At 44.6% G+C, this 15679-nt stretch carries 13 protein-coding genes; 3 read left to right on the top strand and 10 right to left on the bottom strand.

Annotation, left to right across the window (positions count from 1 at the left end; genetic code table 11):
- On the top strand, nucleotides 1-2490 hold a 2490-nt coding region (locus ACE5CV_RS09685; RefSeq protein WP_374949968.1), incomplete at its 5' end, for a DUF2723 domain-containing protein.
- A gap of 96 nt (nucleotides 2491-2586) precedes the next feature.
- Nucleotides 2587-3633: a serine hydrolase domain-containing protein gene (locus ACE5CV_RS09680; protein WP_374949967.1), complete on the top strand. Its 1047-nt coding sequence runs from the start codon at nucleotides 2587-2589 to the stop codon at nucleotides 3631-3633.
- Nucleotides 3634-3692: 59 nt separating this feature from the next.
- On the opposite strand, the gene ACE5CV_RS09675 is transcribed toward ACE5CV_RS09680, so the two are convergent.
- The 10 genes from ACE5CV_RS09675 to ACE5CV_RS09630 all read right to left on the bottom strand — a co-directional run bounded on the left by ACE5CV_RS09675 (nucleotide 3693) and on the right by ACE5CV_RS09630 (nucleotide 13061).
- Nucleotides 3693-4649: an acetyl-CoA carboxylase carboxyltransferase subunit alpha gene (locus tag ACE5CV_RS09675; protein ID WP_374949966.1), complete on the bottom strand. Its 957-nt coding sequence runs from the start codon at nucleotides 4647-4649 to the stop codon at nucleotides 3693-3695.
- Nucleotides 4650-4698: 49 nt separating this feature from the next.
- A complete protein-coding gene (locus ACE5CV_RS09670) occupies nucleotides 4699-5196 on the bottom strand; it encodes a hypothetical protein (RefSeq protein ID WP_374949965.1) in 498 nt (165 codons plus the stop codon).
- A gap of 313 nt (nucleotides 5197-5509) precedes the next feature.
- A complete protein-coding gene (locus ACE5CV_RS09665; RefSeq protein WP_374949964.1) occupies nucleotides 5510-7162 on the bottom strand; it encodes a family 43 glycosylhydrolase in 1653 nt (550 codons plus the stop codon).
- Nucleotides 7140-7265 (bottom strand): hypothetical protein, encoded by a 126-nt coding sequence (locus ACE5CV_RS09660; RefSeq protein ID WP_374949963.1) that lies wholly within the window; start codon nucleotides 7263-7265, stop codon nucleotides 7140-7142. Before ACE5CV_RS09660 ends, ACE5CV_RS09665 begins: the two co-directional genes overlap by 23 nt.
- Nucleotides 7266-7409: 144 nt before the next feature.
- Nucleotides 7410-8546 (bottom strand): alpha/beta hydrolase, encoded by a 1137-nt coding sequence (locus tag ACE5CV_RS09655; protein ID WP_374949962.1) that lies wholly within the window; start codon nucleotides 8544-8546, stop codon nucleotides 7410-7412.
- Nucleotides 8547-8803: 257 nt separating this feature from the next.
- The gene (locus ACE5CV_RS09650) at nucleotides 8804-10264 is read right to left on the bottom strand and encodes a glycoside hydrolase family 30 beta sandwich domain-containing protein (protein ID WP_374949961.1); all 1461 of its coding nucleotides are present in this window, start codon (nucleotides 10262-10264) and stop codon (nucleotides 8804-8806) included.
- A gap of 53 nt (nucleotides 10265-10317) precedes the next feature.
- On the bottom strand, nucleotides 10318-11157 hold the full coding sequence (locus ACE5CV_RS09645; protein WP_374949960.1) for a ThuA domain-containing protein: 840 nt from the start codon (nucleotides 11155-11157) through the stop codon (nucleotides 10318-10320).
- Nucleotides 11158-11371: 214 nt separating this feature from the next.
- Nucleotides 11372-11845: a hypothetical protein gene (locus ACE5CV_RS09640; protein ID WP_374949959.1), complete on the bottom strand. Its 474-nt coding sequence runs from the start codon at nucleotides 11843-11845 to the stop codon at nucleotides 11372-11374.
- Nucleotides 11846-11908: 63 nt separating this feature from the next.
- Entirely contained in the window at nucleotides 11909-12292 is a 384-nt protein-coding gene (locus tag ACE5CV_RS09635) for a DUF3037 domain-containing protein (RefSeq protein ID WP_374949958.1), read from the bottom strand.
- A complete protein-coding gene (locus ACE5CV_RS09630; RefSeq protein WP_374949957.1) occupies nucleotides 12270-13061 on the bottom strand; it encodes a HipA family kinase in 792 nt (263 codons plus the stop codon). The genes ACE5CV_RS09635 and ACE5CV_RS09630 overlap by 23 nt, the downstream gene beginning before the upstream one ends.
- A 194-nt stretch (nucleotides 13062-13255) precedes the next feature.
- On the opposite strand from ACE5CV_RS09630, the gene ACE5CV_RS09625 reads away from it, so the two are divergent.
- Nucleotides 13256-15679: an AsmA family protein gene (locus tag ACE5CV_RS09625; RefSeq protein ID WP_374949956.1), complete on the top strand. Its 2424-nt coding sequence runs from the start codon at nucleotides 13256-13258 to the stop codon at nucleotides 15677-15679.

Here is a 15679-nt window from a genome sequence, read left to right as displayed (position 1 = left end):
TGGTCGTTTTTTTTAGGTGTTATCACCGTTGCCATAATCTGGTGGGGTGTTATTCAGTTTACGGTTAAGTGCGCTGCATTTTCAGATCTGTTATTTGTGAATACCCTGGGCATGGGCTTTGGCAGCGGCGCTATCGTATTTTTCCTGCTTGTTGCCGGCGCCTTAATTGCCGGTATTTATTACACTATTAAACCATCTACCGCGGCACTTGCAACTGCTATTGCTTGTTTTGTATTGCTGTTAGGTATCAGTGCCGGCATAATCGGCCTTATTGGAGCAGCGGCAGCATTAGCCTTCTTTGAGTACGTTTTAAAAGTGCGTGAAAAACGCGCGGCCGTTAACCGCGTGCTTATCTGCGCTGTATTTATTTTATTCGGCTACAGTTCATTCGTGATGATCGTTATCCGCGCTAAAGCTGGCACCAACTTAAATAACAGCAACCCGCAGGATGCTTTTGCACTTAACAGCTATCTTAACCGCGACCAATATGGCGATACTCCGCTGATGTACGGCGAGTACTTTGATTCGAAACCTATAGACCAGAACGACGGGCCGACCATTTATCGCAAGGGGGCTACCAAATATGAATCGGCAGGTAAAAAGCTGAATACGATTTATGATCGCAATACCCTGTTTCCGCGTATGTTTAGCCAAAAGCCAAACCATCCGCAGTTTTACAGGGAGTGGTCGCACCTGGGGCCAGAGGAAAACCCAACCATGGCTACCAACCTGGGCTTTTTTACCACCTGGCAAATCAACCAGATGTACACCCGCTATTTCCTTTGGAATTTTGTTGGGCGCACCAATGAAATGGACGGCCAGCAAAACAGCGCCGGCATTGATGGTGCCTGGATAAGCGGCATTAACCCTAAAAAGCCACTGCCAAAATCGGTGACCGAAAGCAATGCCTACAACAGGCTTTACTTCCTTCCGCTGATCATTGGCTTACTGGGTTTGGTTTACCACTTCAAACGCAATCAGCGCGATGCGGGTGTTGTGGTGGTACTGTTCTTTTTTACAGGCCTGGCCATTGTGCTTTACCTTAACCAGGACCCACTGCAGCCACGCGAGCGCGACTATGCTTATGCAGGTTCGTTTTACGCCTTTGCCATCTGGATAGGCTTGGGCGTGTTGATGATAGCAGAATTCATCAGTAAAAAACTTAATGCCCGCACGGGTGCTATGATAGCTACATCTGTTTGTTTGCTGGCCGCTCCTGTACTAATGGCCAGCCAGGAATGGGATGATCATGACCGCTCCACTAAAATGACACCACATGATTCGGCTTACAATTACCTTAATTCCTGTGCGCCTAATGCCATTTTGTTTTGCTTTGCCGATAACGACACCTACCCGCTCTGGTACATCCAGGAAGTGGAAGGCGTAAGGCCGGATGTGCGGATAGTAAACTTAAGCTTGCTCGGTACCGACTGGTACATTCGCCAGATGAAGCAAAAAATGAACGATTCTGAGCCGCTGCCTATCACTATGCCTTATGACAAGTTTAAAACAGGGGTGCGTGATGTGATCTATTATAACGATGCTAAAGTTAACGGCCCTACGGAATTGAAAGAGGTGTTTGACTTTATCACATCGGATGATCCGCAAACTAAAGCCCAGCTTTATGAAGGTGTTGATGCTGCCAATTACCTGCCTACCAAAAATTTGAAGCTTACTGTAAACGCTGATGAAGTGATTAAAGCAGGCGCTGTACCGGCAAGCGAAAGGGCCCGTATAGTACCGGAAATTGATTTTACATTCCCGGCGAAATACGTTACCAAAGATAACCTGGCTATTATGGACATTATTGCCCATAACAACTGGAAACGCCCTATTTACTTTACCGTTACTGCCGGCAATGAAAACATGCTGGGGCTGGACAAATACTTTTACAATGAAGGTTTAGCATTGCGATTGATGCCGTTTGCACCCGATACGACCAGGCAACCAATGGAGTACACCAATACGCAGTCAATGTATAACAACGTAATGAACAAATTTAAATACGGCAATTATAAAACCGCTAAGAATCTTGACCATGAGTCGTTAACGTTATTCTTCAGGGTATTTATAGATATGTTTACCAATTTGGGTGAAAACCTGCTAAACGAAGGTAAAAATGATGAAGCGAAAAAGGTGGTTAAGAAGTACGCAACCGAACTGCCTGTCCTTGTCAATTCATCAGACATTGCCTACAAACAGTCTTTTATGGCACAAACGGCGTTCCGTGCCGGCGAAACGGCTATAGCGACGGATATTGTAAATAAAGTGGACGACTACCTTGTTGACCAACTTAACTACAGCAACCAAATGCTGCAGAAAGGTGCCGATGAGGTGAATGCCCGGGATGTACAATTCCACATCCAGCTGCTTAATAACCTGGTTGTCATCACCAAAAACTTTAACCAGCCCAAACTGAATAGCAAGTTTGATGCGCAGTTAAAAGATTACATCAACAAGTTTGGCGGCTTGCCTATGCCCGGGCAATAAGATTTGATAAAATCCCATAATGACAAAAGCGGCTACTGGCCGCTTTTTGTCATTTACACCGTAACAATTGGTAGTGGCAACTGTCAAAGATGGCATATGAAAAACCTTCACAAACCTATTTTTACGATTCTAATATTAGTGCTATCTACTTTAACTGCTTTTAGCCAGAACAAAGTGGTAAGGCTCGATTCAATGATTAGCAAAGCTAACAGCGACGGGTTATTTAGCGGCAATATCCTGGTAATAGATAATGGTAAAGAGCTTTATAAAAAAGCTTTAGGTTTTACAGATGAATCAAAAACTAAAAAATTAACCCTCGACTACCGCTTTCACATTGGTTCTATCGCTAAGGAATTTAACGCGGTAGGCATTATGATGCTCAAAGAGCAGGGTAAGCTTAATTTGGATGACCGTCTATCAAAATTTTTTCCCGATTGGCCGAAATGGGCGGATAGTGTTAGCGTAAGAAACCTTCTGCAATACACAAGCGGTATACCTGACGTGAAATGGAAAACCATTAAAGGTGACGCCGATAATTTGGCCGACCTGATGAATTTGCAACAACTCAACTTTACACCGGGTACCAATTATAATTATAACAACAATAATGTTTTTATACAACGGCGCCTTATAGAGAAGATAACGGGTTTGACCTTCAATAAATTTGTTGAAGAGCGGATATTGAAACCGGCAGGGATGAAAACAGCAGTGGTAGATCCGGATGAGAATACTCCGCTTATGGCAAAATCTTATACCAACGCCGGCAAACACGGCGACCTGATCTACCCTATAACCGGTTGGACGGCCGTAGCCCTTGATGATTTTTACAAATGGGAAAAGGTTATCGAAAAATTTAAATTGATAAACCCGGCTTCCACAAATGAATTGTTGACACCCTATGCGCCAGGCAAACAGGCGGGTTTAGGCGGCGGTATGATGCAGGGCAACAAAGTTATTTTGCATAAACATGACGGGATCAGCGTATTTTACCAGGCCCTGGTGGTTGGCGAGCAACCTAAAGGCAGGGTTATTATTTTGATGAGCAACAATAAACAAAACAACATTTTTGAAATTGGTGATGCAGTGGAGGCTATATTAGACGGAAAGCCATTTGATCAGCCAAAGAAACCTCAAGTGCAATAGCCACTAATAAGAAAAGCGGCCTTTGGCCGCTTTTCTTATTTTAACTTTAAGGGTTAGTGTTAGTTTTCCAGCACCACGCCCATGTTGCAGAACTTGTCTATACGCTCGGCTACCAGTTCATCTACGTTACGTTCGCCAAGGGTTTTAAGATCTTTTAACAATTGCTTTTTAAGAATGGCTGCCATAGCTACCGGATCCTGATGGGCACCGCCAAGAGGTTCTTTGATCACACCATCTATCAGCTTGTTTTTTAACATCTCTGTTGATGTAAGCTTCAGCATTTCCGCAGCACGCTCCTTCTGCTCCCAGGTTTTAAATAAAATGGTCGAGCAATTCTCTGGGGAAATTACCGAATACCAGGAGTTGTCCAGCATCAGCACCTTATCGCCTATGCCTATACCCAACGCACCGCCGGATGCACCCTCGCCAATTACTACACAAATAACAGGCACTTTTAATACAGCCATCTCCAACAGATTACGGGCAATTGCCTCGCCTTGTCCGCGCTCTTCGGCTTCCAGGCCGGGGAACGCTCCGGGCGTATCTATCAGCGTAATAACCGGCTTGCCAAATTTCTCGGCCATCTTCATTAAACGCAACGCTTTACGGTAACCCTCGGGGTTAGCCATACCAAAGTTGCGGTATTGGCGCTCCTTGGTATTACGCCCTTTCTGATGCCCGATAAACATAGCAGTTTGGCCGTTCATGGTGCCAAAGCCGCCTATAATTGCTTTGTCATCCCCTACCGTACGGTCGCCATGCAATTCAATAAAGTCATCGCACATCAGCTCCAGGTACTGTAAGGTGTAAGGCCTTTCGGGATGGCGGGAAATCTGCACTTTTTGCCAGCCTGTTAAATTAGAATATATATCGTTTTTGGAAGTCTCGAGCTTAGCTTCCAATTCGGCAACGGTGGCCGACATATCCAGCTTGTTCTTCTCTTCAACCTGCCTTACTTTTTCTATCTGTCCCTGTAGTTCTGCAAGGGGTTTTTCAAAATCAAATGTAATCTTCATACAATTTTATTGGCCGCTAAATTAAATAAATCAAACGGCATATTGTTAATTATGATTTCTTGAATGTTGACAGCTTGTTAAGCTGCTGCGGCGATAACAGCTGCCATGTTTTTAACGATGCCTGTAAAATAGCGTTTCGCAATTCGCCCTGGTAAAGGCCATAACGGTTGGTGTAAAATATCACCTCGCTTTCGTTCAGTTTCTTATTGCGAAACATGGCTTCCAGCTTAGTTTCGTTGGTCACGATAAAGTTGCCCATTTCTATTTTCTTGCGCTTTAACTCCGTGCTCATTTTAGTAAGGGTGGCAATTTGAATAGGGCTCAGATCTATCTCCTTTTTAAACTTCAGCGCCTTATCCGGCGATGGGAAGCCGTTAAGCTCAGCCACCAGTCCCATCCCGTATTGATCCTGACCATTAATTAAAGCGTTGTATTGCTGGGCGGTAAGCGTTTTAATGGGTGATGGTTTTAACAGGCTATCTGGTGTTTGGGCGATTGCCTTAATGGTGATAAAAGGTATAGCAATTAAACACAGGTATTTTAACATAGTGCTGGTTGAGTTACCGTATCGCGCAATTATTAAGCCAAACAAATAATCGTCAACAAAGGGGAATTTGCGCCGTCGTAAAATATTCTTGAGCAATAAAAAATGGAAAAAGGTTAACAAAGGTTTACACTTTTTGGCAAAAATTTAGCTTAAAATACTAAGCTACAATGATTTGCAGAAACAGCGGGTTAACACATAATAAACCGCTACCAAATTCGTTTTAATAATCAAAGATTGCCGGTTTTCGTCCCGGAATTTCGCATCTGATTAACTGGGAAACGCGGCGGACCTTTATCCATAAAAAACCGCATTCCTATTCTACCTTTATCACATTTGTGCGTTTGCTGATACCGTTCTCGTTAAACGCTTCTATCTGGAAATAGTAAGGCACATTTTTTTCCATCCCGTTAAAGTAATACTCGTTTACGTTATAAACCATTATGTTATTATATAACTTATCCGGTGCTATGCCCATGTAAATTGTATAACCGACGGCGCCGTCGGTTTGCCGCCAGCGTAGCCAGGAGTTACGGTTTTCTTCTTTGCCGCGCAGCACAATAAGGTTACGTACGGTATCGGGTGCCATACCACCACCCTTACCAAATACCCTAAAGCCCGACAGGGTAAACTTGCCGGTTGGCATATGCAGGTTGGTGATCTTTAAATACCGCGCTTTGGCCGGGGTTTTTAATTCTACATAATCATGCGGAACGTCCTTTTTGTTGTTACGCTTATCTACCAGTGTTCGCCAGGTTTTGCCATCTGCGGATGCTGTGATCACATACTGATGATATACTCCCTGCGACTTGCCCATGAAACCGGCATCCTGATCGGCGTAGTTGATCTGTATGGCCTTTACCGTACTCACCTCTCCTAAATCTGTCTGCATCCATTCGCCTTTGTTACCGGTTTTAGCGCTCCAGTAGGTTTTGATATCTTCATCTACAGCCAGGTTAGGCACGTAGGCGCCAAGGGTTGATGATACCTGCACCGGCTTATTATAGTTCAACAGCATCCAGCCGGTAAAATTGCTTTTCAGGTGGTCTTCCTTACCTGCCGACAGGTAATGCGGGTAATCGCCGTAGGCAGTGTTGGTGTATAGAATACCGTTGTTATCAAACCCTGCCGGCCAAAAGCCTATCCGGCGCTCAAAGTTGTTTTTCACATCGATAACCATGGTGCTGATGTGCCAGTAGTTGCCAAATTTATCGGCCCAGGTAGCGCCGTGCCCCGCACCTTTAGCAAAACCGCCCGGCTTATAACTGAATGGGTTGTGGCTTTGATACTTGAACGGGCCAAGCGGCTTTTCGCCCACATAAACGCCATCACCGTAACCTTTGCCTTCGGTGCCGGGCGCCCCGTATTGCAGGTAATATTTACCGTTGTGCTTATTCATCCAGCTGCCCTCCATAAAGCCGGTCAGGAAAACGTTGTCATTATTTTCGCCAAAACGCTCCCAGCCATGCTGTTCCCAGTTTAGTTTGATCATCTCCTTTTTCGGGCCGATAGGCTCAAATGTTTTCCTGTCTATCTCCTGCCCGTAAAGCGGCAATGTGTTGCTGCTGCCGTGGTAAATGTAAACCCTGCCGTCATCATCGGCAAACATACCGGGGTCCCAGGCGCCTACCTTAAAGTAATCTTTAGCGGCTTTCCAGTTATCGTGCGTAGGGTCGGTGCTCATCCAAAGGGTGAAATCTTTATTGTAAGTAGATCCGATAACCAGCAGCGTATCGCCCAGCACCAGTGTTGCCGGTGCGCAAAGCTCATCGCCCTGTACCTCATTATACGGGCGTACAAATTTGCGGTGAACAAAATTCCAGTTAAGCATGTCTGCGCTCCACCAGTAGCCAAACTGGTTGGTGCTGAAAAGGTAGTAGTTACCTTTAAAAAAGGTCATGGTTGGGTCGGCAGTAGCGCGGTGCTTGCCCCAGGCCGCAAAGTTTTCAAGGTGTGTAGCCGTAATCAAGGTTAAGCGGGTTGCAATAAGTAAGCCGTTTGGTTTGTGCGGATATATGCAAGGCCACAAAGCAAAAAATCAACGTAAGGAACAGGCGGGTTACGGTTTTCATGGTCGGTGCAGGTAATGGTTTACTCAAATATAGGTATTGATTATTGGTTAACTACAGAGAGCATAAGGTATATACCGGTAATAACAAAGGGCACAGATCTCTCTGTGCCCTTTGTGTTTGTTTGATAATTTATATTAAACCGTATTATAAACCAAAAGCTTTTTTAAGCTGGTCTACAGCATAAGTTTCCGCATCTTTAGCTTGGGGCACCACGGCACCCATTCCAAAAAATTCGTGGGTTACACCGTCATAATTTTTACTGTCTACAGTAACGCCGGCAGCCTTTAATTTATCGGTCAGCATCATGCCGTCGCTTTGCAGCGGGTCAATACTGGCGGTAATAATGGTTGTTGCCGGCAGGCCCTTCAGGTTGGCTGCAACTAAATTGATTCGTGGATCTTTAGCTTCGGCCATGCTGTTCAAATAATTTTTTACAAACCACATCATCATAGGTTTATCCAATGGTTTTGCAGCTGCATTTTTAACGTACGATTTGGTATTCATATCCGATCCGGCTACGGGGTAAACGGCCAATATAGCAGTAGGCAGCATGATTTTGCTATCGCGTGCTTTAATGGCTGTATTTACGGCCAGGTTACCGCCGGCACTTTCGCCTGCTACGGCAATCTTTTTAGGGTCGCCCTGAATAGAAGCTGCATTATCTACCACCCAGTTGTAAGCAGCATAAGCATCATTATGTGCAACAGGGAATTTATGCTCGGGAGCTAAACGGTACGCTACAGATACCACCACAGCACCTACTTTATCGGCCAGTACATTTGCCGATGCATCATACACATCAAGGTTGGCTATTACAAAGCCGCCGCCATGATAGTAAACAATTACCGGGTAGTTGCTTTTGCCGGTCTTAGGGATATACACACGTGCATGGATGCTGCCGCCATCTACCGGGATATCTTTGCCCATCGTATCAACATTAAATACAGGCTTAGGGATATTAAAATCTTTCATTACACCCATTACCGCATCTGTAGCGGTATGATTTTTACGCGCTTCTGCAGCGGTTAACTGCGGAATGGGTTTATCGCCAAAGCTTTCCAGTTTTTCGATAACCGCCTGCATCTCCGGTTTAATATCGGGTGCCCAAGCCGGTGCAGCACCTTTAGGTTTAACGTCGGCTTTTTTAGTTGTATCTACTTTGTTTACTACTGTTGTATCTACGCTTGTACTATCTGTAGTTGTTTTTGAACCGCTGCTTTTGCAGGCTACGGCCCCCATCATACAGAAGAGCGCTGCGTAAGTGATTGATTTTGTTTTCATTTGGTTGATTAAGTTTCGTTTACATCATCTTAACATCGTTTATTCTAAAAGGTTGCTGCCAATAAACTCCATTTTAGAATATTTAACTTAAACAACCAAATGGGTTGTAACAGTGACAGCTATAATCAATTTGAATTATAGGTAAAGGCGTCCGTTTAGACCTGTAGGTTTAGGCAACAATATACAGAGCTAAATATAGGTGATTAATAAAAAAGGCGCTTTGAATATTTCAAAGCGCCTTTTTCATGTATTTTAAATTACTCTACAATCAGCGTTGCTATTGAATGCGGCTCGGCGCTGGTTTTGGCTGATAAGCCTTTTATCCAAAGATTATAATCGATCTTTTCGTCGGTACGGTTCATTACCACTACGGCAATTTTACCATCAGGGTTCATGTAAGCTGTTGTAAGCAATTTATCCCTGCTGGCCGCACTGGCTATACGCTTAGCACCCGGCTTAATAAATTTAGAAAAATGGCCCATGTAATAATACGAGTTGGTATAAATGAGGCTGCCGTTGCGGGTATCGGCATGTACCGGCGCAAAGCAAAAGTTACCCACGTGATTAGGGCCGCCCTTTTCATCTAAAAGAATGTTCCAATCTGTCCACCCTACAGTGCCGGCATTAAAATCATTGATCATCGACAGGCCGTAACGTTCGCCCAGCGCCCAATCGTTCAAGCGGTTAAAATCAAATTTCTCTACACAACCTTCGGTAAAGATCAGATTTTTATCAGGGAATGCGTTGTGGGTCAGGCGCAGCGCATCAAAATTCTGACCGGCACCTGTCCAGGTTTCATACCAGTGGAAGCCGATGCCCCAGATGTATTTAGCAGCAGCCGGATCTTCCAGGATAGTGCTGGCCCGCTGATACAACAGATCACGGTTATGATCCCAAACAATTAATTTTTTTGCTGCCATGCCGCCTTTTGCCAGCGTTGGGCCTAAAAAGTTCTTCACAAAATCGCGTTCTTCTTCGGCAGTATACTTGCAACTTTCCCAGGTTTGGGTAGCCATTGGTTCGTTCTGCACAGATAAGCCCCATATCGGGATACCTATCTTTTCATATTCGTTAATAAACTTTACATAAAAGTTAGCCCAGTTTTGCGCGAAAGCCGGTTTTAGCTTACCACCGTGTAAAACATCGTTATTGTCTTTCATAAAGGCCGGCGGGCTCCATGGCGATACAAACATGGTTAATTTGCCACCAGCCGCGGCCGTTGCCTCTTTGATAAAAGGGATACGGTATTTTTTATCGTGGCTGATATCGAACGTGTTTAACGCAGCATCACCTTCTTTAACGTAACTGTAGCTGCCGCTGCTAAAATCGCAGCTTTGGATGTTGGTGCGGGCAAGGGTAAAGCCAATGCCTATGTTTTTATCATAATAAGCGGCTAAAAGCTCCTTCTGCTTGTCTTTAGGCAATTTATAAAAAGTCTCGGCAACGGCATCTGTTAATGCGCCGCCTATTCCCAGCATAGTTTGGAACTTTTTGGCAGGATCAACAAAAACCAGGGTTTCTGTTTCCGGTGGTTGCGGGTTGGCGGTAAACTTTAACGAACCGCCTGGTGCCAGGCGCTTGTTCGATCCTTTTTCGGTTACGTATACCTTAACCGTTTTATTTAGGGCAGAGTACAGCATTTTTGGCTGGGCTGCTGATTGCGCTAACGCTGCTGCGGATACCAGTACAGAGCAGGCTATGAGAAATCCTTTTTTCATTTATTGCAGATTGAATTTTTGTAATGCCAAATGTATCGGTTTTATACAGAAATTTATTTACCAACTGCCTTTTTACCGGTGCCCATCCACATAATTGCATCAAGGATCAATTTATCCTCAACCGGGTTACCCAGCGTATGAGAGAGGTCCTTGTTGGTTTTGTGTTCATAATCGATATCATTATGGCCCATATTCAGATAGATCATCTTGTAGTTTTGATTGGTCCACACCACAGGGTAGTAGCCAGTGTGCCAGATTTCGTGCAGCTTAGGACCGGTACCCAGCGGGAAACTGGCAGAATCGATACTTGCCAGGATTTTTATGGCAGGGTTTAACCGCAAGTCCTTTTCCCAGCGATACCATTCATTTGGCGAGGCCTTAAAAGTCTCCGGAAGGTTTTTAGTTGCCGGATGCTTACGGTCTTCTACCCGCAAAATGGCCGACGTAGGCCGCCAGGTATTACTGCCGTACTGCCCCGATCCCAAAAATTCGTCATGGTACCAATCCCAGTTATTGGGCACTGCAGATTTATCCAGCGCAAACGCCGCAAAATGGAAACCCATCCAACCGCCGCCGCCTTTCATGTAAGCTTCAAACGCTTTTCGCTGTGCGGGGTCTTCGGGGCGGGTATCTAAAAACAAAACTACTTTGTATTTAGCCAGGTAGGCCTCATTAAGGTTACTCCAGTTATTGGTACTATCGTAGCTAAAATTGTACTTTTTAGCCATCTGCGGAAACCACTTATTAGCCTCATGCACAAAACTGATATGCGCCTGATCTTCTTTAGCGGTATAAAAAGCGATCACTTTAAATTTTTGCGCTGATACAACATTAACGAAGCATAGCAAAGCAAAACAAAGGGCAAAGGCTCTTTTAATAGAAATAACATTCATAAGATTTTCATAATGGTTGATAACTCCCAAATCTATTAAAGTTTATTTCAAAATGGCAATAATAACTATTACAAATAACTGACAATTAGCATATTAAACCTAACTGATACGCTTTAGCCCCAAGCATCCATTTTCCAAACTAATAGATAATCAGCCAATTCCGCCAAATAGTATTCGCCGGCTTTCAATGACTTGTACGCCTTAAACGCAAAGATTATTTTTTAATCCTGACATAGGTTTCTACAATCTCGCGGTTAACATTCAGGCTGTCTATCTTTTCAATGCCTTTTTGCACCAGCGTATCGCCCTTAAATGTTACCTTGAAATCGAAAGAATGGCCTTCCCATTCCCGGTAGTTGCAATAGTCCAAATTTTCGGTGTATTTGTCGTCCGCAAATTTGTAAGTACCGGCGCCAGAATCAAAAATAGGTTTGCCCGCACCGCCTTTCAGGTCGTGCTTAAAGAAAGCAAAATGATCGCCGTTAATAACCTTGATCATTTCTTCTTTGTTACCTTTAATAGGATAAGTGACCACGCTGTCGCCTTTGGTTACCGTAACTGCCGAAAACAGCTTCCAGGTTCCCTGGATGGGTGCCAAGGCGCCTTCCTTACCGGTTTCAGTTTCTTTAACGGGAGCTTTACAAGCTGTTAGTAACACTGCTGGAATCAACAAAAATTTTAACTTCATGATATGTTTAGGTTTAGACTTAATAACCTTTTAAAGGGAGTTATTAAGCGCATTTATATTTGGTTATAAAACTAATTGGTTAAACAATTTAACAAGCGTATCCTCACCATCCAGGCAAAAACCAGGATGGACTTTTGATGACTGCACAACTGTGCTGCGCGTTGCGGTTAACCACCTGAAACGCGAAGCGGCATCTAGCAACGCAATAGGCCCGCCATCTTTATCGCCTGCGCAAATGCGCTGATAAGATTGCAGGTTTTCTTCAAGTTCTGCCACATCCAGCTCTGTAAATAAAGCGTTGAGCCGTTGCACATCAACCTGGTACAACATCTTTAGGTATTTTTGCCTGTTGCAATAAAGCACAACCCCAACGTTCATAAATTCTTCACGCTCTACCCTTGGTACAACGCGTATAACGGCGTACTCAAATAAGTAACGATCTTGCATGTTGGGCTTCGGTTACAAAAATATCGGAATGGAGTAATCGGTTGTTCAAAAACTTAGCGTACACCTGCCGCTGGTCATCAGCGGTCTCAAAAGACCGGTCGGTGAGCCATTCATCCGGGATGATAGCCACTATTGCGTTTATCCGCTGGGGCGTTAGTATGGCTTTAAATTCCGGGTCTACCAGTTGCAGATCAGCCGCTTTTTTAAGCAAAACATGGTCTTTTATTTGTACAAAAGGCCGTTCACTTTGCTCTTCCCAATTTTCCATACTGTGATGAAAGTACAGGGCAGCCCCGTGGTCTATCAGCCATAACTCTTTATGCCACATCAGCATATTGGTGTTCCGTACGGTACGGTCAACGTTGGTAAGCAAGGCATCCAGCCATACAATTTGCGAGGAAAGCTTACTATCTACCAGGGTAACAGTCGGGTCGAAGGTAATGGCCCCCTGCAGGTAATGCAATGCCAGGTTAAGCCCAACACTGAATTTTAGCAGGTCCTGAATTTCTTCATCTGGTTCGGTGCGGCCAAAGGCTTCATCAAGATTTACAAACACCAGTTCGGGGATGCGGAACCCCAGCAGCCGTGCAATTTCACCGCCTATCAGTTCGGCAATGAGGGCTTTTGGCCCCTGTCCCGCGCCTCTAAATTTAAGTACATATAAAAAACCGTCGTCAGCCTCGGCAATAGCAGGCAGTGAGCCGCCCTCGCGCAGGGGCGTTACATAGCGGGTAACATTAACGGTGCGTAGTTCGGGTTTAAGATTCATATTGTTTGCAGTGCTAATATAAGGTTTAAAGGAATATATGGCAGCCAATTAGTTGCGCCCGATATTTAGCCGCTTACTAACACCTGATGATAGTCGTGACATCTGTTTCTACACTATTCCACACCGCTCTTAACCATTCTGTTACAAGTAAAACAAAATCACGTATTTAGGTATTATTCCCTAAAATCATTCAAATGCCTAATTGGTTAAAAACGTCGCTCAAAATATTAGCCGGGCTGGCACTGCTTCTTGTATTGGTTGTGGTTGGTCTGTCCCTGTACATAACGTTCAATAAGGCGAAGGTACTTAAAATGGTTAACGAGCAGTTGGCCAAAAGTGTGGACGGCACCCTCGTAATAGGCGATATGCAGCCCCGGTTCTTTAAAGGTTTTCCGGATGTTTCGCTGTCATTAAAGAATGTGACCATCCGCGATAAACAATTTGCACGGCATAAACATACTTTGCTGGATGCCAAAGAGTTTGACGTATCGATCAACACAGCCGCCCTGTTCAGGGGTACTATAGATGTTAACCATATCGAGATCAGTAATGCGGCAATAGACCTTTATACCGATACCAGCGGGTACAGCAATACCGCAGTGTTTAAAAAAGACAACAAAAAGGTAAAGGACAATAAATCGGAGAGCAGCTCATCAACCCAGTTAAAGAAATTTACACTCAACAATGTTGGGTTTACCTTGAATGATGAAAAGGCGCATAAACTTTTCAGCTTCGGCGTTAACGACTTGCGCGGCCACATGACCTATCCGGATACCGGCTGGCGTGCAGATTTCCACCTGGATGTAATGGCTAAAAGCATGGCCTTTAATAGCCTGCGCGGCAGTTTTATAAAAAACAAACACCTTGTTGGCGATTTTGTGGCCGGGTACAATGAAGATAAAGGCCGCATCAATATCAAGGCAACGCCGCTGAACATTGGCGACGATCCTTTCAATATTAACGCTGTTTTTGAAACGGCCAAAGCCCCGACAAGCTTCACTATCTATGTAGCAGCCGATAAAATACTATGGCGCAATGCAGGTGCACTACTGGCGCCTAACATCAACAAGGCACTAAAAAGGTTTGACCTGGCCAAGCCCATTGCGGTAACGGCCAGCATATCCGGCAGTTTTGGCGGCGGCGGCGACCCGTTGCTATATGTTACCGCTAAAACCAGGAATAACAAGCTTACCATCCCCGGCAGCATTATTGACAATTGTAACTTCGACGGGATCTTTACCAACAGCTATATCAAAAGCCAGCCGCTGGGCGATGAGAACTCGGTGATCAAACTGATCGGTTTGACGGGCACTTACAACCACCTGCCATTTAAAGTAGACACAGGCACTATTGTAAACCTGGTTAAGCCTATTGCTACCGGTAACTTTAAATCAACCTTTCCGGCGGCAGATCTTAACTACTTTTTTGACGATAACGAAGCCAAATTCAGCAACGGATGGGCCGATATCAACCTCAATTACCGGGCAGACGTAGTAGATTATGAGATTAATAAGCCAAAGGTGCAGGGTGCTATTCATTTCAGGGAGGCTGATATCGATTATTTCCCCCGGGGTATTAAACTTAAAAAGACATCATTTTCTATCAATTTTGTTAAAGATGACCTGATATTAAGCAACATCCGTTTACAAAGCGGGCGCAGTGTGGTAACCATGAACGGACGGGTAAATAATTTTTTGAATGTATATTACGATGCCCCGGAGAAGATCCTGCTTACCTGGCAAATTAAAAGCCCGCAGCTTTACCTGGGCGAATTTTTAGGCTTTTTGGGGGCACGTAAAGCAGCACCGGCTAAACCGGCAACAGCTAACAGCCCAAATATTGTACGCCAGTTAAGTAACGCCCTGGAGCGCGGCAAGGCCGAGATGCACCTGGAAGTTGACAATCTGCATTACAACAAATTTTTAGCCACCAATACCCGCGCCGATCTGTTAACTACAGAGGATGGCATCATCCTTAAAAACGTAAGCTTACAGCATGCCGGCGGTTCGTTAAATATCAACGGGCGCATTACCCAGGGCAAAGGGCTAAACAACTTTGGTATTAACACGGTAGTTAGCAATGTAAACATGCGCGAGTTTTTTTACGCCTTTGATAATTTTGGATTAAAGGACTTTACGTACGAAAACCTTAAGGGCTACCTTTCTGCCCGTGCGAAGATCACCGGTGGCATAACCAATGCCGGCAGTATAGTACCGCGATCAATAAACGGCAACATTGACCTGAACCTTAAAAACGCCGCATTACTGAACTTTAAGCCAATTACAGGTGTTGGTAAATTCGCATTTCCGTTTAGGGATCTTAAGAATATTATGATACCAAGCCTGGATGCACACTTCGACCTGAAGGGAGATAACATCATCATCCATCCCCTGGAGTTAAGTTCCAGCGTAATAAATATGGATGTGGCCGGTGTTTACGGGCTAAACAATGGTACAGATATAGCCCTTGATGTGCCCCTGCGAAACCCCGAAAAGGATGCAGAAATTACCGATCAGGCCGAATTGAAAAAGAGGCGCTTTAAGGGTATTGTAGTGCATATACGCGCCCATGAAGAAGGTGGCAAAATGAAGATTGGGTGGAACAAAAACCACAAATAA

The sequence above is a fragment of the Mucilaginibacter sp. genome (assembly GCF_964263795.1).
Classification (GTDB): Bacteria; Bacteroidota; Bacteroidia; order Sphingobacteriales; family Sphingobacteriaceae; genus Mucilaginibacter.
Note: the sequence above shows the minus strand (reverse complement) of the source record. Positions and strands in the feature narration are given on the sequence as shown.